Annotated in this window: 21 protein-coding genes; 2 read left to right on the forward strand and 19 right to left on the reverse strand. The window is 35.2% G+C overall.

The genetic code is table 11. From position 1 onward, the window contains the following. Positions 1 to 2: 2 nt before the first annotated feature. Positions 3 to 713 carry a response regulator YycF gene (gene yycF, locus MKY04_RS22050; RefSeq protein ID WP_126293842.1) on the reverse strand — a complete coding sequence of 237 codons (711 nt, stop codon included), beginning with the start codon at positions 711 to 713 and terminating at the stop codon, positions 3 to 5. A 546-nt stretch (positions 714 to 1,259) separates the two neighbouring features. Next, positions 1,260 to 2,738, reverse strand: coding sequence for a peptidoglycan DD-metalloendopeptidase family protein (locus MKY04_RS22055; protein WP_126293841.1), 1,479 nt, complete (start codon positions 2,736 to 2,738; stop codon positions 1,260 to 1,262). Between the two features lie 250 nt (positions 2,739 to 2,988). On the opposite strand from MKY04_RS22055, the gene MKY04_RS22060 reads away from it, so the two are divergent. Beyond that, positions 2,989 to 3,873, forward strand: a complete 885-nt coding sequence (locus tag MKY04_RS22060; RefSeq protein WP_346235139.1) for a YitT family protein — start codon at positions 2,989 to 2,991, stop codon at positions 3,871 to 3,873. Between the two features lie 110 nt (positions 3,874 to 3,983). On the opposite strand, the gene MKY04_RS22065 is transcribed toward MKY04_RS22060, so the two are convergent. The 7 genes from MKY04_RS22065 to MKY04_RS22095 form a co-directional block, all read right to left on the reverse strand. After that, positions 3,984 to 4,772 carry an HAD-IIA family hydrolase gene (locus MKY04_RS22065; protein ID WP_126293839.1) on the reverse strand — a complete coding sequence of 263 codons (789 nt, stop codon included), beginning with the start codon at positions 4,770 to 4,772 and terminating at the stop codon, positions 3,984 to 3,986. Beyond that, on the reverse strand, positions 4,757 to 5,557 hold the full coding sequence (locus tag MKY04_RS22070; protein WP_126293838.1) for a sugar phosphate isomerase/epimerase family protein: 801 nt from the start codon (positions 5,555 to 5,557) through the stop codon (positions 4,757 to 4,759). The genes MKY04_RS22065 and MKY04_RS22070 overlap by 16 nt, the downstream gene beginning before the upstream one ends. A 5-nt stretch (positions 5,558 to 5,562) precedes the next feature. Further along, entirely contained in the window at positions 5,563 to 6,690 is a 1,128-nt protein-coding gene (locus MKY04_RS22075) for an ABC transporter ATP-binding protein (RefSeq protein ID WP_246020252.1), read from the reverse strand. A 13-nt stretch (positions 6,691 to 6,703) separates the two neighbouring features. Next, positions 6,704 to 7,528 carry a carbohydrate ABC transporter permease gene (locus MKY04_RS22080; protein WP_126293836.1) on the reverse strand — a complete coding sequence of 275 codons (825 nt, stop codon included), beginning with the start codon at positions 7,526 to 7,528 and terminating at the stop codon, positions 6,704 to 6,706. Then, a complete protein-coding gene (locus MKY04_RS22085) occupies positions 7,515 to 8,432 on the reverse strand; it encodes a carbohydrate ABC transporter permease (RefSeq protein ID WP_126293835.1) in 918 nt (305 codons plus the stop codon). The genes MKY04_RS22080 and MKY04_RS22085 overlap by 14 nt, the downstream gene beginning before the upstream one ends. Before the next feature lie 88 nt (positions 8,433 to 8,520). Further along, entirely contained in the window at positions 8,521 to 9,822 is a 1,302-nt protein-coding gene (locus tag MKY04_RS22090; protein ID WP_126293834.1) for an ABC transporter substrate-binding protein, read from the reverse strand. A gap of 203 nt (positions 9,823 to 10,025) precedes the next feature. Further along, positions 10,026 to 10,625 (reverse strand): glycerol-3-phosphate responsive antiterminator, encoded by a 600-nt coding sequence (locus MKY04_RS22095; RefSeq protein ID WP_346235140.1) that lies wholly within the window; start codon positions 10,623 to 10,625, stop codon positions 10,026 to 10,028. Positions 10,626 to 10,823: 198 nt separating this feature from the next. Between MKY04_RS22095 and MKY04_RS22100 the strand changes: the two genes are divergently transcribed. Next, the gene (locus MKY04_RS22100) at positions 10,824 to 11,663 is read left to right on the forward strand and encodes a metallophosphoesterase family protein (RefSeq protein ID WP_126293832.1); all 840 of its coding nucleotides are present in this window, start codon (positions 10,824 to 10,826) and stop codon (positions 11,661 to 11,663) included. A gap of 399 nt (positions 11,664 to 12,062) precedes the next feature. On the opposite strand, the gene MKY04_RS22105 is transcribed toward MKY04_RS22100, so the two are convergent. The 10 genes from MKY04_RS22105 to rpsF all read right to left on the reverse strand — a co-directional run bounded on the left by MKY04_RS22105 (position 12,063) and on the right by rpsF (position 21,093). Further along, positions 12,063 to 13,349 (reverse strand): adenylosuccinate synthase, encoded by a 1,287-nt coding sequence (locus MKY04_RS22105; protein WP_126293831.1) that lies wholly within the window; start codon positions 13,347 to 13,349, stop codon positions 12,063 to 12,065. Between the two features lie 283 nt (positions 13,350 to 13,632). Further along, entirely contained in the window at positions 13,633 to 14,991 is a 1,359-nt protein-coding gene (gene dnaB, locus MKY04_RS22110) for a replicative DNA helicase (protein ID WP_346235141.1), read from the reverse strand. A 12-nt stretch (positions 14,992 to 15,003) separates the two neighbouring features. After that, positions 15,004 to 15,453 carry a 50S ribosomal protein L9 gene (gene rplI, locus MKY04_RS22115; RefSeq protein ID WP_126293829.1) on the reverse strand — a complete coding sequence of 150 codons (450 nt, stop codon included), beginning with the start codon at positions 15,451 to 15,453 and terminating at the stop codon, positions 15,004 to 15,006. Beyond that, positions 15,450 to 17,423, reverse strand: coding sequence for a DHH family phosphoesterase (locus tag MKY04_RS22120; RefSeq protein ID WP_126293828.1), 1,974 nt, complete (start codon positions 17,421 to 17,423; stop codon positions 15,450 to 15,452). The genes rplI and MKY04_RS22120 overlap by 4 nt, the downstream gene beginning before the upstream one ends. Positions 17,424 to 17,435: 12 nt before the next feature. Beyond that, positions 17,436 to 18,377 carry a YybS family protein gene (locus MKY04_RS22125; RefSeq protein WP_126293827.1) on the reverse strand — a complete coding sequence of 314 codons (942 nt, stop codon included), beginning with the start codon at positions 18,375 to 18,377 and terminating at the stop codon, positions 17,436 to 17,438. Positions 18,378 to 18,726: 349 nt separating this feature from the next. Then, on the reverse strand, positions 18,727 to 19,032 hold the full coding sequence (locus MKY04_RS22130) for a hypothetical protein (protein WP_346235142.1): 306 nt from the start codon (positions 19,030 to 19,032) through the stop codon (positions 18,727 to 18,729). Next, on the reverse strand, positions 18,978 to 19,379 hold the full coding sequence (locus MKY04_RS22135) for a hypothetical protein (protein WP_346235143.1): 402 nt from the start codon (positions 19,377 to 19,379) through the stop codon (positions 18,978 to 18,980). The genes MKY04_RS22130 and MKY04_RS22135 overlap by 55 nt, the downstream gene beginning before the upstream one ends. Before the next feature lie 385 nt (positions 19,380 to 19,764). Further along, positions 19,765 to 20,001: a 30S ribosomal protein S18 gene (rpsR, locus tag MKY04_RS22140; protein WP_016838914.1), complete on the reverse strand. Its 237-nt coding sequence runs from the start codon at positions 19,999 to 20,001 to the stop codon at positions 19,765 to 19,767. 201 nt (positions 20,002 to 20,202) lie between these two features. Beyond that, positions 20,203 to 20,766 (reverse strand): single-stranded DNA-binding protein, encoded by a 564-nt coding sequence (ssb, locus tag MKY04_RS22145; protein WP_126293825.1) that lies wholly within the window; start codon positions 20,764 to 20,766, stop codon positions 20,203 to 20,205. Positions 20,767 to 20,805: 39 nt separating this feature from the next. Next, positions 20,806 to 21,093: a 30S ribosomal protein S6 gene (gene rpsF / locus MKY04_RS22150; protein ID WP_126293824.1), complete on the reverse strand. Its 288-nt coding sequence runs from the start codon at positions 21,091 to 21,093 to the stop codon at positions 20,806 to 20,808. Positions 21,094 to 21,211: the final 118 nt, after the last annotated feature.

Below are 21,211 nucleotides of genomic sequence, written 5' to 3' on the forward strand. Positions count from 1 at the left end.
TACTACTCCTGTTCAGGATTTCGCAAATAATATCCAACACCACGACGTGTTACAATCCAGTTTGGATGACTTGGATTATCTTCTATTTTCTCACGTAGACGGCGTATCGTTACGTCTACTGTACGTACATCTCCAAAATAATCGTATCCCCAAACAGTTTGAAGTAAATGCTCACGTGTCATTACTTGACCAATGTGTTTAGCTAAATAATGTAATAATTCAAATTCACGGTGTGTAAGTTCAATTGATTCGCCGCGCTTCAAAACTAAGTATGCTTCCGGTTGGATAATTAAAGCTCCAACTGTAATGTCATTCGTTTCTTCTTTAATTTCTTCAACTTGAGAAGAAGCCTTTAGTCTTCGCATGTTTGCTTTTACACGAGCAATTAATTCACGCGTACTAAATGGTTTTGTAACGTAGTCATCTGCACCCATTTCAAGACCGAGTACTTTATCAATTTCAGATCCTTTTGCAGTCAACATAATGATAGGAAAATCATATTTTTTTCTTACTTCTCGGCAAACTTCCATACCATCTCTCTTTGGAAGCATAATATCAAGTAACATCAAGTCTGGTTGCTGCTCTTCAATTTTTTCTAACGCTTCATCACCATCATACGCACATATTACCTGATAACCTTCTTTTACTAAATTGAATTGCAGAATATCTGCAATTGGCTTTTCATCATCGACAACTAATATCGTTTTTGTCATACTTTTTCTCTCCTTTTTTTCAATTTATCTATTGTTCAAGTTAATTTAGTTCAGTTTTATACTTTTCACCCTATCATGCTTTTATTGTTAAAGCATTATAAGTTACATTATATCAAACAAAGCTCTATAACGAGAAAGACAAAGGTGCTTTGGGTAAAATTATAATTTAAAATAAGCTGTAGCTTACAGCGTATCTGCACATACTTATTATTTTCTGGGAAATAATTCGACAATTTTTGAAAAATCCATCGCCTTTTTAGCTGGGATTTAGGGAAACACTGCAACCTGCTACATTTCTAGATTAATCACTTTCTACTTTGTGTATGCCCTATAGGCCGGTACTTCCTAAAAAGGCTAAATAAGTTGAAGAAGGCATGTAACAGTTTAGCCTACTCAATGGTCCTTTTTTACAAAAAAAGATGTATCCCAAAAACGAATGGGATACATCCTTAGCGACGGGGTTATCACAGCAGCGATCCTGCTTAAAAGTATAAAAAATCGTAATGGCTGTCCTACAAGCATTAAGCTTATGGGACAGCCATCTCTTTAGTCTAAGTAAGATAACGGATTTTTATATGAGCCATTTTCGTGTACTTCAAAGTGTAAATGAGTTCCTGTTGATCTACCTGTTGAACCCATAATACCAATTAAAGAACCTTGTGGCACCACTTGTCCGACTTCTACTTTTATTTCTGATAAGTGAGCATAAACTGTTTCATATCCATTATTATGGTCAATAACGATTTTATTACCATAAGTTCCATCCCAGCCTGTAAATGTAACGACACCATTGTCTGATGCTTTAATATCATAATTAGATGGTCGAGCAATATCAATTCCTCTGTGGAATTCTCCCCAACGAGATCCCATTTGGCTAGAAATATAGCCGCCATTTGTTGGCCAAGCGAAATTGCCAGTTCCACGAGAAGAAACTACTTTTGTTCCAACTACAACAACTCTATTAGTAGGTTCTGAGATTACTTTTTCATCTGTAACAGCCTTTTTAACGCGATTACCGTTTAACTCTGTAATTAAATTTGTTACTTCTTTCTTACCGTAAGACCCTTCTTGTTTGACTACTTTTTCGCCTTTAAACATTTCATCGTCTTCTTCTACGATTTTGGCATAGTCCATTTTTTCCATATTCACTTTTTCATAAACAACTTGAACATTAACTAACGGTTTTTCAACTGTTACATTAATTTCTTGTCCAATTTGCAGAAGCGAGTCTACTTCTAAGTCAGGGTTTAAGTCTAATAATTCAGACGTTTTCAAATTATGTTTGCTAGCAATCTTGCTAAGTACGTCTCCTTCTTGTACTTTATATAATTCTTTTTCAAGAGTACCAGTTTGTAAAAACTTAACTGCTTCTTTTGGAGTTAGAATTTTAGCAGGATTTACTTTCGTTTCTTTGCCTGAAATATCTTCTTGTATAGAAATTTCATTTATACGAGTTTCATCAACTTCTAATTTGGGTAATTCATTAGTAGAAGCAGTTTTTTCATATTGCTGTAATTGATCTTCAGTTACATATTCAAGTTTTAATAGGCGAAGTGTTTCTTCATAGTCTTTCTGATTTTTAAAATATACGATAGGTTGACCATCGACTTGAAGTGCATAAGCCTCTGTTTCAACAGCTAGTTCTTCTTGTAATTTCTCTAAGGTCACAGAATCATTCGTTTGATAAGAAAATACTTTTTCTGGAATGATAGTAACATTTGTACCAGCCTCAATATCAAATTCTTTAAACTGAGTGCTAGCTTCTTTTTCTTTTGTTTGAATAACTTCTGATACTGCTTCTTCGTTTGATACTGGACCAATATAATTATTATCTATATACACATGGTATATCTTTTGTAGTGAATCATTAGTATTATTTTCATTTGCAAATGCTAAGTTAAAAGTTACAGTTGATAATAAAACTGCTGTGACAGCAGACTTTTTTATAATTGATTTTTTACTTTGTTCAAGACTTAAAAATTGATTCTTTGTAAAGTCTCTTTTGATGTTCCACTTCGAACTCATGTACAAGCCCCTTCCAAAGACAACCCTAAAAAAGATAGGGTTAATTTTCCATGTAGTAAATTACACCTTTTTAATGTACCATAAACTTTTTTTGGATTGAACAATTTGAGTCTTTTGTAATATAAATGTATTATTTGAAGATTTCTTGTCACAAAGTTTCGAAATCATTTTATTTTGTAGATTTGCTATTTTCATATAAAATTGAAATATATAGAAAATTTAATTTAATTCAATAGATAGGGGATACAATATGAGCGATATTGTTGTACACCCGGCTGACCAGAGAAAGGCTAGTATTAGTAAACTAGTTATACGCATTTTCATGGTTATGATTGGTGCGATAGTAATGGCAGTTGGGCTTGAATTGTTTTTAGTTCCAAATAATGTAATGGATGGAGGGATCGTTGGAGTTTCCATCATTGCATCTCATCTAATAGGGCTGCCCCTTGGATTATTTATCTTTATTTTAAACCTTCCTTTTATCTTCTTAGGATATAAGCAAATCGGTAAAACTTTTGCATTAACTACTGCGCTCGGAATTACCGTTCTTTCTGTAACCACTATACTTTTACATCATATACACCCATTTACTAGCGACTTACTGTTAGCTACCGTTTTTGGTGGAATTATTTTAGGCCTTGGTGTTGGGATTGTTATACGTTTTGGCGGATGCTTAGATGGTACAGAAGTACTAGCTATTCTGTTCAACAAAAAGCTTCCTTTCTCTGTTGGGGAAATTATTTTATTTATTAACCTTATTATTTTCACTGTTGCAGGTTTCGTCTTTACTTGGGAAAAAGCAATGTACTCAATCGTTGCTTATTATATTGCAGCAAAAATGATCGACATTGTTGTTCAAGGTATGGAAGAATCTAAATCTGTCTATATCATTAGTGATGAAATTGATGAAATTGGCCGCGCAATAATGGATCGTTTAGGCCGCGGCGTTACATACTTGCATGGCGAGGGTGCTTATACTGGAGATAATAAAAAAGTAATTTTTTGCATCATTACTCGACTAGAAGAATCAAAAATGAAGGAAATAGTAAAAAGTATTGACGATAATGCATTCCTCGCAATAGGCAATATTAGTGAAGTAAGAGGTGGACGTTTCAAGAAAAGAGATATTCACTAAACAGGGGAATACAAAACAATCAGAGTGTAGACAAAGTCAACTTTATCTACACTCTTTTTTCATTTTATAAATATTTAAAAGCAACTAGCCAGACTTAAAATAGCCTATTTCTATAAAATAAAATCCTTTATTGAATTAATAATGTAATTTGGTTGAATAGATGAAATTGCCAAGTGTTCCTTTTTTGCAATACCAGACAACACTAAACAAGTTTCAATATTTAGATGCATGCCTAATAAAATATCCGTTTCTAATCGATCTCCTACAATAAGACACCGACTTGGTTCACATTTAAGCAACTCTACCATTTTTGATGCGTAATAGGCTGAGGGTTTACCAACGATTGCGGTTATTTTCCCACTAGCTGCTACCTCAATAGCCTTAGCAATTGCCATCGTATCCGCAACAAATTGTCCCTCCGCTACAGGACAGCTCGGATCAGGATTTGTTACAATTAACGCTGCACCATTGATAACAGCCTGCATCGCTCTATTCATTGTTTCATATGTAAATGTTCGATCAAGTCCTACAACAACATGAGTTGCTTCCAAAGGATTATTCGTACAAGGTATTCCTAGTTTTTGACATTCATCTATAAGGGACTTCTCTCCAACAATCAATACTTTACAGTCTGAGCAATTCTCATTTAAATAACAAGCCGTAAGATACGCTGCCGTTAATACTTCGTCTATTGCTGCTTCAATACCAAGCTTTTTCAGTTTCATTACAGTATCTATTCGACTTTGTGTTGGTGTATTAGAAATAAACAATAATTTTTTTCCCATGCTGCGCAGTTTATAAATCGTTTCCTGTGCACCCTCAATTATTTCATCTCCAACGTAAATAGTTCCATCCAAATCTAGAGCTAGTGCATCATAACAATTTAAATTAACTTCCATGATAACTCGTTTTTTAAACGCTCCTGTCCAGTCTTTAAATATTCTAAACTTGTATTTTGCCCATATTCTAAAATATAGCTAATTTCTAAATTTAAATCACGCAGCTCATGGAAAATAACTTCCCATTCAATAACTCCTTTGCCAATTGGTAAATGAAGATCTCCCTGGCCATCATTATCATGTAAATGTAATGCAATTAAGCGTGATGATGTTTGGCGTATTACACTTGCAATATCCCATCCATTAAGCTGAGCATGTCCAACATCAATTAAATAACCGGCCTCCTCAGGAACTTCCTTTAAAAACTCAACATATTCTTCTATTGTTAGAATACTCGTTCCGTTATATCCTACATTCTCTATAGCAAGTTTTACATTTGCATGATTAGCTAACTCACAAAGCTCAATAATCGACTCTTTTGCATGTTTAATTGCAACTTTTTTATCAAATTCTGGGGCAAATGTGAAGCCTGGATGAATCACAACATGGCTCGCACCTAACCAGCCAGCAAATTCGATTGCATCAGCATATGCTTGAAAAGATGCATCTCGTATATACTTAGTTTCACTTGTTAAATTAATATCCCACGCTGGAGGATGTACTGTATAATTAACTTCAAATTTCTTCAATTCTTGTACAAGCTCAAACCGTTCTTCCTGTGAATTATCCCAAAATGCTCCATCCATCATAATTTCTATATCATTGAATCCGTTCTCCTTTAATACGCGAACATTCGACACTGGATCTTGACCTAATAACACTAAATCTGAAATAAAGATTTTCATTATTGCTATACCTCAACTTTTAATGGAATTTTTGAATTTAAATTTAATGTAGAAGGATAACCAACTGTGTTTGTTGTTTCAGGATCAAAAAAGTGATAATTGTTATAGTCAAATTCTAAATATACTCTCTGTCCTTTACTAAATCCTCGATGAGGTGACAAGGCAATCCATTCTTTGGAGCCAATTTGAACATAGACCGCATATTGTGCCCCTAAATTTTCAATAGTATTTACTACTCCACAAATCCTTCCTTCACTCATTTCAGTGCTTAAATGAATATGCTCTGGTCGGACACCAAACTTTACTTGCTTATTCCGATAATTCTTTAATAGCAGACTCCATTCATTTCCGATACCGAAAAATTGCTCATCAATTTGTAACTGTCCGTCAATGAATCTAACGTCATGCACATTCATCGCAGGAGAACCAATAAAAGTAGCTGTAAAAATATTTGCTGGGCGATGATATACATTTTCTGGGGTATCAAGCATTTGCAAAATACCATTATTCAATAATGCAATTCGATCTCCAATGGTCATTGCTTCGATTTGATCATGGGTAACATATACCATCGTTTGCTTAAATTTTTCATGAATACGTACCAGTTCTTTTCGAGCTGTCCCACGAAGCTGTGCATCTAAATTGGACAATGGTTCATCAAGCAAAAAATATGGTGACTGTTTAACAACTGCACGGGCTAACGCGACTCGTTGACGCTGGCCACCCGATAAATCTTTCGGCAGTCTATTTTCTAACTTCTCAAGTCCCAGCATTTGCAAGGCATCTTTTAATCGCTTTTCAATTTCGTCTTTTGTCATCTTTTGTGTACGCAATGCATACGTAATATTTTGCTTAACTGTCATATGTGGATAAAGAGCGTAGTTTTGAAATACCATTGCAACATCTCGCTGTCCGCTTGGTACATCATTTACCTCGCGTCCTCCCATATAAAGCCTACCTTCTGTTATACTTTCAAGCCCTGCAATCATACGGAGAGTAGTTGATTTCCCACATCCTGAGGGACCTAATAAAATTAATCGTTCTCCATCGCGAATAGAGAAGTCAAGACTTTTAACAACCTCCACTTTTCCATAGCTTTTTTTTACTTTCTCAAAGCGTATTTCGTTCATCATCTCAACCTTTCCATTATTTAATACCTGAAGAAACAAATGTACCGATAATATATTTTTGGAATGTTAAATAAAGAGTAAGTGGAATAATCATTGTTATAACTGACACTGCCATCGCTACAGTAAAATTCGTTCCACCCTCGGAACTTATATACATTTGTAGTGCTAGTGGCAATGTATAATTATCTACCGTTTTTAAAATTAATACCGGCCATACATATTCATTCCAAGCCATAATGAAAAACCAAATACTTGTGGATGTTACTGCTGGACGTACTAAAGGCAGTACAATATCTTTCATGATGCGCCAATGTTCCATATTATCCAGTCGAGCTACTTCTATTAACGAAACAGGAATAGAGCGCATCGCCTGTGTTAATAAAAATATTCCCATTGCATCTGCAAGCTGCGGCAATATAACGCCCCAAACAGAATCAGCTAAACCTAATGACGATATAATTAAATAGTTTGGAATCATTGTGATCGTAAAGGGTAAAAAAATCGTACTAATTAGGAAAAAATAGATAACGTTTTTTCCTTTAAAAATGAAATATACAAAGGCATATGCTGCCAGAAATGATGTAATGATTTTAAAAATCGTTACAACTGAAGCAATTACAAAAGTATTCCATGTAATTTTTAACGCTGGTAAACTTGTGAATAATTGATTGAAGTTTTCAAACGTTATATTTTTCGGAATTATTGAAAGTGGACTGTTATAGGCGTCCTGCAACGATTTTAAAGAAAATCCAAGCGCATAAAAAATAGGATATAGTAATACCAGGATAAATATGAAAAAAATAATATGCCAAGGAATCTCCCACCGTTTATTTATTTTCATAATAAATCCTTCTTTCTACAAATTTAAATTCAACAATGAGCAAGAAGATAAAGATAATCATCGTAATAGTTGATAATGCTGCAGAATGCCCTGTGCGATATAGCACAAATGCCTCATGAAATGCTTGATAAATCACGTTTGAACTGGCATAATTCGGTCCACCTTGCGTGATAACTTTTATAGGTGTAAATGCAAATTGTAATCCTTGAACAATAGTAATAATAAACACATAAATTCCAGTCGAGCTGCTCATTGGCACAACAATACGAAAGAAAATTCTCCATAGAGGAATATTGTCAAGACGTGCTGCTTCAATGACTTCTTTTGAAATTCCACTAATAGAAGCAAAGAGTAAAATAAAATGATAACCCCAAATTTTCCATGATGTAATAAGTGTAATGACAACAATGACCCAACCATCTAACTTACTCCAAATGGGGATTGTTATATTGAACCAACCTGCAATAATAGCAACAGGTCCTGAAACAGGATTTAAAATCCACGTAAATAAGATTGAACCTACCACTAAGGAAATAAATGCCGGCAAGAAAAATGCTGATTTATAAAATCCTTTCATACGTTGAAGAACAAATTCTACTACATAGGCGAATATATACGGTACAACAAAGTTCACAGCTAATAGGAGTACAATGTATAACATTGTATTACCCATTACCTTCCAAGTGACTGGATCTTTGAGTACATCAATATAATTTTCAAATCCTACAAACTCTTTTGTTGTACTAACCATATTCCAATCAAAAAAACTTAAATAAATCGTATATAAAAACGGCCAAAACATGAAAAAGCCTAAGACAATTAAAGAAGGCAGCAACAATGCATAGGGAGCAATCTTTTGAATGCGACCTTCCTTATTTTTAATTGATAATATCGTTGTCGTCATATCATCACCATTTCTTTTAATTTAAAGGGCATTCTAGTCAATGAAGGTAGACTACTAGAACACCCTTCCTCCTCTTTACAGGTATTATCTATTGTAAGAGTGAATTGATCTGCTCTTGTGTTTGCTTTAGACCTTCTTCAACAGTGATTGAGCCACTTAATACTTGGTCCCTCATATCAATTAACATTTGTTCTGCTTGAAGACCTGCATCTCCTGGGAAAGAAGTCCACGGTACAACGACATCCATTTGATCGATTGCTGCTTGCATCATTTCATTTTCTTCTAGGAATTGTTTCAAGCCGTTTTCTGCATCAGCCACACCTTCACGAGGTGGAACATATCCTGTACCTTCAGTCCATTTTGCAATAGACTCGACACTATATAAGTATTTCATGAATTCCCAAGCAGCCTTTTGTTGTTCTTCTCCTTTTGCAGTGATAGCTAGCATTGCTCCACCTGCTGGAAGCTTTACTTGTTTACCTTCCCAAGCTGGCGATTTTACAGTAGCTACATCAAATTTAGCGTTGTTTTGTACATTTGAGCGTTGTGCGATTGTTGTATACAACATCGCTACATTGCCATCAATAAAGCTTTGAACTCCTTGATCCCATCCGATATGTAAAGCTGATTTTGAGGCTACTAAGTCTGCCCATAATGAATATGCCTGAATTCCTTCTTCTGATGCGAAAGTAGCTTTACCGTTTGTAATCATTTGAGCACCGTTTGATTCAAGAAGTGCTTGTGTTGCCCAGTTGTCCGCAGGTTCTTGTATATACAGCCCATATTTACCCGTTTTTTCTTTTACTGCTTCGGCGAAAGTTTTTAATTCTTCCCAAGTTTTTGGACCGTTCTCATCTAAGCCCGCCTCACGTAATAAATCTTTATTAAGATATAAAACTGGTGTACTTAATGAGTAGGGGATTCCAACTTGTTTACCTTCGTTATTAACCGCCAAATCTAAAATATTTGGTAAAAAGTTATCTGTTAAAAATGTTTTATCATCCGGAAAATGCTGATCGATAATTGTTTGTGGTTCTGTGTATTCAAATGTATTAGAAAAATAATCTAAAAACGCCCATCCTACTTGTACTACAGCAGGTGATGTTCCCGCTGCTGCCTCTGCTTGTAAATTTTGCATTAGCCCTTTGTACATATCAGGATTGTATTTCGCCACAACTTCAACAGTTTCACTTTGTTCATTAAAGCTGGAAACTAGTTCCTCAACTGTTTTACCACCCTGTGTTTCAGCATTAACATGCCAATATTCAATGACTGTTTTTCCTTCTGAATTTGTTGCTGCTTCAGATGATGATTCTTCCTTTTCTCCTGTACAAGCTGCTAAGCCGGTCACCAAAAGCAAAAGAAACATTAATGAATAAACTTTTTTCATATTTTCAACTCCTCCTATTTATTAGACAAATAGAATAAAACTAATTAAAAAAACCTCAAACAATCCTTGAAGATTCAAAGTCTTCAAAGAATATTTGAGGTTTCTCTTAGTTCAAACCAAAGTTTCTATCTACTTGTCTTTTTTAAATTATCATCTAATTATTAAGGCGATATTGTGTTTTTATTAATGTTTGTTTATCTTTGTTAATTTAAATTCACATTCTCTCTCCAAACTTTATTGTTTGAAGTGCTAACAGCAATTGCCCCTGCATTAAGACTTTTTTTCATATCATCTGTTGAGTGAATAAGACCCCCTGTTATGATTGGTATCTCTATCCTACTAGTTAATTCAGAAATAATGTGATATAGGGGCGAAGGCATAATTTCAATTATATCTGGCCGATGTTCTTTTAAATTCAAAGTATTCTCAAATACTTCTGTATCAATCATAAAGACTCTTTGAATTGCCATTAAACCATGTGTCTGTGCTTTTTTTATTAAGTTTGGCTTCGTCGTAATAATTCCTACAGGTTTTACGATGCTTGAAATAAATTCAACCCCTTCATTATTTAATGCTAGTCCCCCTACTTTTTCGATATGAATAAAAACTGGCAACCCTTTATTCTGTATAGCGTCTACGTATCTTTTTATGTTCGAAATATTCCCCATTAAAAGAAATGCAGCTGCTAAATCATCTGCATAATCTAATACAATATCAAAGTCCTTCATACATTTAATAGCAGCAATCTTATTCTTTTTTTCTATTCTTTCTACTACCTGTAATTTTTTAAAATCTTTATTCATTAAATAATAGCTCCTCCTTTGTTTCAAAAGTTCTTATAGCAATCATACAGCTTTGACCACCCTTACTAATTGAATCCTTAATATTTTTACAGTTAATTTACAGTAGATTAATACGTTAACAATAAAGAAACACCGCCTTTATTCCTTCACAATATTCAACCCTTAGCCTAGTAATAATAAGTTTAAAGGAGGGGCATTATGAAGATTGCAGTTTTCGGAGATTTACATTATCCAACTATTAAAGAGAGCTATGATCAAATAGAGACAGAAAGATCTATATTTTTCTCTGGATACTTAGAGTCATTTTTTAATCTTGAGGTAGATTTGTATGTTTCAATAGGTGATTTAACAAATTATGGTGTGGAGGATGAGCTGAAGGAGATTTATGATATTATTCATAAATTTAATAAACCTTTTATTCATGTCATTGGAAATCACGATTGTTACGGGTTGCCAAAGAATGAAATGCTTAAAATTACGAAACAGAAGAGATATCATGCAATTCATAATGAGGATGCATCTTTAATATTTTTAGATACTGCAAAAGATCAAGATTTTGAAGATTGGGGTGGGACATTAGAGGAAACACAGTTACAGTGGTTAGATAAACAATTGGAACTTGCTAAAACAAATCCAGTCCTAGTATTTGCACACCATCCTGTTTATGAAACAACATCGAACTCTGAAAAAAAGGGTCTAAGTGTTGATCCAAATATTCCATTAAAGGATATTTTAAATAAAAAACAAGGTGTGAACATTTATATAAATGGCCATAATCACTATAATTCAATTGTTCAACAAGGCAATTGGACATATGTTCAACTCTCAGCAGTCATGGATGAAATCGGTGCACGTATTATTGAAATTTCAGAACAACAAATAGAAATTAAAGAAATTACATTATCCAATGAAATTTTAAAAAGTGCTGCTAATAAAGTGGGGACAGCTATTGATCATTTTGAATTATCTCCTCATCAAATTGGAGTAGAAAAAGATCGTAATGTTACATTATTAACAAATGAAAAAGTCAAAGCATAACTAAAAGGAGAGCAGTAATTTTATTTTGCCCTTTAATTTGGAAGGAATAATTCTAATATTAACAAAAAGAATTCGCTTCACTTCTGTATACTAGTGACCTGTCTGTCATTTATCACAGTTGTGTTGCGAATTCTTTTTTATGATTTAATTTAAATACTTTATGAAGTTTGCACCTGTCGCTTTGCTTTCGGTGCAGAACTACCTTGTTTGCACCTGTCGCTTTGCTTTCGGTGCAGAACGAATATTGTTAATCCCAAATTGGATTATTCATTCTCTTGTTTGCACCTGCCGCTTCGCTTTCGGTGCAGAACTACCTTGTTTGCACCTGTCGCTTTGCTTTCGGTGCAGAACTACCTTGTTTGCACCTGCCGCTTCGCTTTCGGTGCAGAACGAATATTGTTAATCCCAAATTGGATTAACAATGTTCGTTTGCTCACGAGCTGGGCCTACTGAGAATGTCATTAGGTTGATGCCAGTTAGCTCTACTACTCGTTCTACATATTTACGAGCATTTTCAGGAAGTTCTTCTAATGTACGAACACCTGTCACATCTTCTGTCCAACCTGGAAGTTCTTCGTATACTGGTTCACAAGCTTCAATTACATTTAAGCTTGCAGGGTATTCCGTGATGATTTCACCGTTATATTTATAAGCAGTACAAATTTTCACAGTATCTAAGCCAGTTAATACGTCGATTGAGTTAAGTGCTAAATCTGTAATACCACTTACACGACGAGAATGGCGAACTACTACTGAATCGAACCAACCAACACGGCGTGGACGTCCTGTTGTTGTACCATATTCACGACCTACTTCACGAATATGGTGGCCAGTTTCATCAAATAATTCAGTTGGGAATGGACCGTCACCAACGCGAGAAGTATATGCTTTACATACCCCAACTACACGGGAAACGTGAGAAGGACCAATACCTGTACCAGTTGTAACACCACCAGCTACAGGGTTTGAAGATGTAACAAATGGATACGTACCATGGTCAACATCTAACATAACACCTTGTGCACCTTCAAACAATACACGACCACCTTCATCTAGTACGTCGTTTAATACTTTTGAAGTATCCGTTACGTATTTCGCAATTTCTTGTCCATAGCCGTAATATTCTTCAAAGATATCTTCGAATTTTAAACCTTCTACTTCATAAAATTTTTCAAAAAGACGATTTTTCTTTTCTAAGTTTTCACGAAGTTTTTGTTCAAAGATTTCACGATCAAGTAAATCTGCTACTCGAATACCTATACGAGCAATTTTGTCTTGATAACATGGACCAATACCTTTGCAAGTAGTACCGATTTTGTTATCGCCGCGAGCCGCTTCATCTACTTTATCTTGATAGATGTGATAAGGAAGAATTACTTGCGCACGGTTTGAAATACGTAAATTAGAAGTATCAATACCGCGTTCTTGCAATCCTTTTAGTTCAGTTACTAATGATTTTGGATTGATTACCATTCCATTGCCCATAACTGAAGTTTTTTCTTTATAAAAAATACCTGATGGAATTAAATGCAATTTGTAAGTTTCATCGCCAATTTTAATTGTATGACCAGCGTTATCTCCGCCGGAAAAACGAGCGATTATATCTGCTTTTTTAGATAGGAAGTCCGTAATTTTTCCTTTACCTTCGTCTCCCCATTGTGTCCCCACAACTACAACTGATGTCATATCAGCACCTCCGCTAGACGCGTTTACGTCCTTTATCCCATATTCACGATCAGTAAAATTCCCACTTAAAAAACATTAACTGTTCGGAAATACTCGATTAGTTAAACTAACAACCATTTGGTAAACAACGATTGAAGTTTTACTTTATCAAACAGAATAATTGTAACAGTGATAGCTAGTATAAGTCAATGAAGAAAAGCAAAAAACACGAACAAATAATTCCAACATAGAATTATTGTTCGTGTTCTGAAAATAGTTTTATAGTGTTATAAAGTTAAGCCTATTAAACTGGTACTGGCTGTTGATGCTGCGACCAGTCGATATTAATAAACTTATTAAACTCCTTTTTAAATGCAAGTGTAACTGTACCTGTTGGGCCGTTACGCTGCTTTGCAATAATGATTTCAATCATGTTTTTGTTTTCCGACTCTTTATCGTAGTAGTCATCACGATATAAGAATGCTACGATATCGGCGTCTTGCTCAATACTTCCCGATTCACGAATATCACTCATCATTGGGCGCTTATCTTGTCGTTGCTCTACACCACGAGATAGCTGTGATAGTGCGATAACAGGCACCTTTAATTCACGAGCAAGAGCTTTTAATGAACGAGAAATCTCGGAAACTTCCTGCTGACGGTTTTCACCGCTTTTGCCGCTTCCTTGAATTAATTGCAAGTAATCGATTAGTATCATACCTAATCCATGTTCCTGAGCCAGACGACGACATTTTGCACGAATTTCGCTTATACGCAACCCAGGTGTATCATCAATATATATACCTGAATTTGATAGGCTTCCCATCGCCATCGTTAGCTTACCCCAGTCCTCCGAAGTCAGAGCACCTGTACGCAGCACCTGAGCATCAATATTACCTTCCGCACAAAGGAGACGCATTACAAGCTGCTCTGCACCCATTTCGAGAGAAAATATTGCAACGTTTTCGCGAGCTTTTACCGCAACACTTTGTGCAATATTCAATGCAAATGCGGTTTTACCAACGGATGGTCTGGCAGCCACAATAATTAAATCATTACGTTGAAATCCTGCTGTCATACGGTCTAAATCATGGAAACCAGTTGGAATTCCTGTTACATCTCCATCACGGAATTGGAGCTGTTCAATATTATCGTACGTTTGAACGAGTACATCTTTGACATGTTTGAAGTCACCGGCATTTTTACGGCTAGCGACCTCCATCACTTTCCTTTCAGCATCCGCTAAAAGCGCTTCTACCTCATCTTCACGAGTATAGCCATCTTCTACTATCTTTGTTGCTGTACGAATTAAGCGGCGTAAAAGAGCTTTTTCTTCAACGATTTTAGCGTAGTAAGCAATATTTGCAGCAGTCGGGACGGCATTTGCAAGTTCTGTTAAGTAAGAAAGCCCCCCAACATCTTCAAGTTCCTTTTTTACTGAAAGTTCTTCTGTAACAGTGACAACATCTATCGCTTTACCTTGATCACTTAAATCGAGCATCGTTTGGAAAATTTTCTGATGAGCAATTCGGTAAAAATCCTCAGGTATTAAAATTTCTGATGCTGTTATTAAGGCTTGTGGTTCAAGGAATATCGCACCGATAACCGATTGCTCTGCTTCATGATTATGCGGTGGAACGCGGTCTAAAACGCCTTCGTTCATAGAGTTCTCTCCTTACGCTTCTTCCGTAACGTGTACCTTTAATGTTGCTTTTACTTCATGGTGAAGTTTTACGGGTACATTAGTAACGCCTAAAGAGCGTATACCTTCGTTACAATCCATTTTACGTTTATCTATTTTAATTCCAAAATCTTTTTGAAGTGCTTCTGCAATTTGCTTAGTTGATACTGAGCCGAATAGGCGGCCGCCTTCACCTGATTTCGCTTTAATTTCTACTGTAATATTTTCAAGCTTTTCTTTTAAATCTTTAGCTGCTTGTAATTCAGCAGCAGCATTTTTAGCTTCTAATTTCTTTTGTCCTTCTAATTGGCTAAGTGCTTGATTTGTTGCTTCAACTGCATAACCATTTTTTATTAAAAAGTTTTGTGCATAACCGTCTGCAACGTTTTTAACTTCTCCCTTTTTCCCTTTACCTTTTACATCTTTTAAAAATACTACTTTCATTCCTCATTACTCCCTTCAAGCGTTTCAAGAATTGCTTTTCTTAAATAAAGCACCGCTTCTTCTATTGTATCTGCTTTTATTTGACAAGCTGCATTTGTTAAATGCCCTCCGCCGCCAAGGTTTTCCATGACAAGCTGGACGTTAATATCCCCTAGAGATCGGGCACTAATTCCGATCAATCCATCTGAACGATGTGCAATGACAAAAGAAGCCGAAACATCCTTCATCGTTAATAAAATATCTGCTGTTTGTGCAATTAAAACAGAGTCATATTGTTTGTTATCCCCGCCATACGCTACTGCAATGCCTGGGTAGACAAACTCAACTGTTTGTATTATTTTAGAACGTTCAATATACGTATCTATATCTTCTTTCAATAACTGTTGAACTAAAATTGTATCTGCACCATATGTTCTTAAATAGGAAGCAGCTTCAAACGTTCTTGCACCTGTTCGAAGTGTAAAGCTTTTTGTATCTACAATAATACCTGATAAAAGCGCAGTCGCTTCAAGCTTTGATAATTTTTCATCTTCAGGCTGATACTCTAAAAGCTCTGTAACTAACTCGGCTGTAGACGAAGCATAGGGCTCCATATAAACCAACGTTGGGTTTTGAACGAATTCCTCTCCGCGTCTATGATGGTCAATCACAACGACGATTTCTGATCTTTTTAGCAAACGATCATCTATTACAAGACTCGGTTTATGTGTATCAACAATTACTACTAAAGATTTATCCGTCATTAATGAAAGTGCTTCATCTGGCGTTATAAAGTAATTATAAAAGTCCGAGTTCTTTTCAATTTCATTCATTAGACGACTAACACTGCCATTTAGTTCGTCAAAATTTAAAACAACATAGCCTTCTACTTTATTTTTTAGAGCCATTTTACGTACACCAATGGCAGCCCCAATGGCATCCATATCAGGATTTTTATGACCCATAATGAATACTTGATCACTTTCATTAATTAAATCCTGCAGTGCATGTGAAATTACCCTCGCACGTACCCGAGTACGTTTTTCAACTGGATTTGTTTTGCCGCCATAAAACTTTAATTTCCCATTCGGTTGTTTAATAGCAACTTGGTCTCCACCGCGTCCTAAAACTAAATCTAAACTCGATTGCGCCAATTCCCCTAGTTTTATTAAAGAAGAGGAGCCGGTACCCACACCTATACTTAATGTTAGTGACAAGTTTTTTTGAGCTGTTTTTTCACGAATATCATCTAAAATGGAGAATTTTTTCTTTTCAAGTTCACTTAAAATGGATTCATTTAAAACAGCTAAAAATCGGTCAGATGAAATCCGCTTTGCAAAAATTCCATGTGCAAAAGCCCACTCATTGATAATTGAAGTAACAATTGTATTCGTTAAACTTCTTGCTTGATCATCCATGCCTTGTGTTAATTCATCATAATTATCAATAAATAAAATCGCAATAACTGTTCGATCTGCGTAATATTTCGATTCAATTTTTAGTTGCTCAGTTACATCAAAGAAATAAAGCAGTTTTTCTTCCTGTTTATAAACAACTTTAAATTGACGATCACCAATTGAAACCGTCTTTTCACGCTTTTCTTCTGATTTTGTAAGGCTGTATAGATCTTCTGAAATAATAAACATTTCTTGGCCAATCAATGTCTCTTCATCAAGGATTTGGGACATATATGGATTTGCCCACTCAATAACAAATTTGTCATTCACGAGCAAAATTCCGATTGGCATTTCTAATAGGGCTTCTGCTCCTACTTTCTTCATTCGGAATGAGAGCGATTCTATATGTTTTTCTGTGTCTTGAAAGGTAATTTTCTCAATTCTCCACGCATATACTAACCCGATGGCAATGACGACCGCATAGGCCGCTCCAAACCAAAAATTCCAAAAGAACAATAGTATGGAACCTATTAAACCAATCACCGTTAGATACATAAGAGGATGTCGTATGAGTCGCTTCCTATAAGTATCCATTTTATCAGCTCCCTACTTCTGAATCTTTCCTTTGACAAATGAACGAATGTCAAAACCTAAGTCCAATATTCCTATTAATACATAAAAGGAATATAGTGGAATTGCCATAATGGCTGCCAATACCTTTAAAAATTTAGGTGAACCGAAAGCATCAAGGGCAAAATGAACAAAAGATACTCCTTGAATTGTTAAAAGCACCCATAATATTAGAGAAAAATTCAAAACTATGACATATAAAGGTGTACCAGTTTCAGGGCCAATAAATAAATTGATTGCTAATACAATTAGGTAATACCATAATATTGCTCGAGGCAATCGGGTATTTTTAAATGAACGAAATTTCGGTACATTAATTCCTAACCGTTTTAACAACGGCAAATTAATTGAAATAATAATAAACGCAAAGAAGAATGCCCCCATTGTAATAGAAGCCGGTAAAGAAGCCTCCATCATATCAAACATTGCCTCCAGCGTAACCGGATCAATGGGTGTTTGGCCAGTTAAACTTTGTGATAGCTCTATGGACTTTGAATAACTTTCACGCATGAGCTGCATTGATTCTTGTATAAAATCTGTTTCGAATAACTTTATTGAAATAACATATTGTAAAGCAAAAGTAATTAGTACAGTTATACCTGAAGACATAAATAAAAATACTTTGCTTTTCTTTAAACGAAGTACGTCGCCTATTACAACCCCAACTGATGCAAAAATAAGTGAAAACGGTAAAATTACTAAACCTCCAAAAAAGAGGGAGACTATACATCCTACAATTGCTACTAATATAGAAGAACTACGATCATACTTAGCGCTGTACCATGCAATTGGTAGTGGAGCAAAAACAGTAGCAATGACACTGATTATTGGTACATAAAAGGCGATTGCAATAAATATCGCAAATAATGCAATCATCATTGCGCCATGAGCAAGCCTTCTTGTTTGATTATTCGGCATCTATAACCTTCCTTTTGCTATTAAAAAAATCTTTTTTCATTCGTTTATTGTACCATTTTTTTAGTCATTGGACAAAAGCGGATAGGGATAAATGATTAGTTCCCACATTAACAATAAAATACCAGTTTTATTTTAACTGGCTTTGCAAGCACGTCTTTTTATAGATAATGAAGATAACTACAGCATTCATAGCTATAAAAAAATCGACAAAATCTAATTAGAATTTTGTCGATTTTTTGATTATATTCATTTCCACTCTGTTTTAGTAGAAATTTTTAACCTTATTTTATCTTCGGCTTTGAATATAGACTTCAAGAAAAGTAACCCCTCTGTGTTAACCACTAAGAATCTAAAGGGATTTTAAATAAGGTATTAAATCATCTACCTCAGTAAATGTTTTTTGGTATACATCTGGGATAATAATTATATTACCTAGATAATCAAAGGATAATGATTTAATAATGAATCCCTCATTTTCTAATGCATGAATTAAATTAATTATTTTTTGTAATTCTTCGGTCTTATTCTCTGAGTCTAAGGAATAACCTAACCCAACTGACACATTCCAATAAGCGACATCGCGATTATTATTTAATGTATCTAGTTGGAATACTTCTTCTTGAAGAAGATAAATATCGCTATAAAACGATGACATGTCATGAAATGTTGTTTTAAAATAGGTTTAAGATATTTTTCTCCTGCTTCTGACCAATATTCAATGGAATAAGCATCCTCTATTGTTTTACCATCGGGCGTTATTTCAATATGAAATGAAACACTTGTAGATTTTGCTGTAACCATTGTATGATACACGTTTTTATTTACAATTTGATAATGAAGTGTTCCTAAAGAAAAATCATCTTTATAACGATTTTCTAAATACTGAACCATTTCATCTTTTAATTCGTGATGCTTCCAAGGTAATCCGAAAAACAAATATATTCCTATTACAATTACAGTAGTAGAAAACAATATTGAGAAAAATAATAATATTTTCTTCAAATTAAAAAGCCCCTTTAGAACATTAGAAGATTTTATTTAATGAAAATACGTATAGCTAGTGTTCCACTAATGCTTTGAACAAAAAGCTTATTGTATGTGGACTTACAACGATTAGCATTTTATAAGGCTGTTACATAATGTTGTATAGAGTCATCAAGCTATTACTGTTTCTTGCAAATTCTACATTTTCTAATGCCCTTAAACAGGAGAAATTAGCCTAACCAGTTCCACCCGAAATAGTTATTGTTTATAAAAAATACAGTATCGGCTAGATTTTTAAATTTTATATATATGGCAAAGCAATTTAAAGTGCCTATTGTAGGAATCCTATAAAAAAAGCACAACAAAGTTTGATTAAACCTTGTTGTGCTTTAATTTAGATATCTTATTTATCTTCAGCTACGAATGGAAGTAGTGCCATGATGCGAGCACGTTTAATAGCTGTAGTTAATTTACGTTGGTATTTTGCACTTGTACCAGTTACGCGACGTGGTAAAATTTTACCGCGTTCAGAAATGAACTTTTTAAGTAAATCTACATCTTTGTAGTCGATGTGCGTAATGTTGTTAGAAGTGAAGTAGCAAACTTTACGGCGTTTGCGGCCTCCGCGACGTTGTGCCATTTCGATATCCTCCTTTATTATTTTTTAAGTTTCCTGTCTTGCTTCGAGCGTTTGACGACCAAGTGCACGAAGCTTTTTTAATGTCTAGCTAGCGGCTAGGCTCTCGCATCGCTTCAACTCCTCCAGCGAAGGCAAAAAGCGCCTTCTAGTCGGAGTTTCCAACGTGTCTCGAGCCTTAACGAACCGCTTCCGCTTTTCCATTTAGAACGGTAAGTCGTCCTCAGAAACTTCGATTGGACCTTTGCTTGATGCAAAAGGATCCTCATCTACACGTGTATAATTTTGCTGATTTCCAGAAGGTTGACTTTGTGGATATGAAGCAAAAGGATCTTGACCCTGGTTACCAAATTGTTGGTTCGGTTGGCTTGTGTTATATGTAGGTTGGTTGCCCCCATATGATTGCCCTCCATACTGTTGATTTGGCATATTTGCTCCGCCACCAGCGTTTCGCGGCTCTAAAAATTGTACAGAATCCGCTACAACGTCTGTTGTGTAAACACGTTTTCCATCCTGACCCTCGTAGCTGCCTGTTTGAATGCGGCCTTCAACACCAATCAAACTTCCTTTTCTCATAAAGTTTGCTAAGTTTTCGGCTTGTTTTCTCCAAGCGATACATCCGATAAAATCAGCTTCGCGCTCACCAGATTGGTTCGAAAATGCTCTATTTACAGCGACTGTAAAGCGAGTCATCGGAACTCCACTTGGTGTATAACGAAGTTCTGGATCCTTCGTAAGTCTTCCAACTAATACGACATGGTTTATCACAATTACAACCTCCTTTTTCAGCGTTTTAGTTAGTTTTTATTATGCTTCTTCACGAATAGCGATGTGACGAATGATGTCTTCGCTGATGTTTGCTAGACGAGTAAATTCGTTGATAGCTTCTGAACCAGCGTTAGCTTTCACGATTTGGTAGTAACCTTCGCGGAAGTCGTTGATTTCATAAGCTAAGCGGCGTTTACCCCACTCTTTAGCTTCGATGATTTCAGCGCCGTTTGAAGTTAATACTTCGTTGAAGCGTTCAACTAATGCTTTTTTCGCTTCATCTTCAATGTTTGGGCGAACAATGTACATTAATTCATACTTTGTCATCTATTTTGCACCTCCTTATGGACTTTGGCTCTCTTTAAATAGAGAGCAAGGAGCAAGTAATACTATACTCACATCGTAGAATTGTATCATATAATTAAACTAGATGCAATAAGAAAAG

It is taken from the genome of Lysinibacillus telephonicus (assembly GCF_039654155.1).
In the GTDB taxonomy this organism is placed as follows: Bacteria; Bacillota; Bacilli; order Bacillales_A; family Planococcaceae; genus Ureibacillus; species Ureibacillus telephonicus.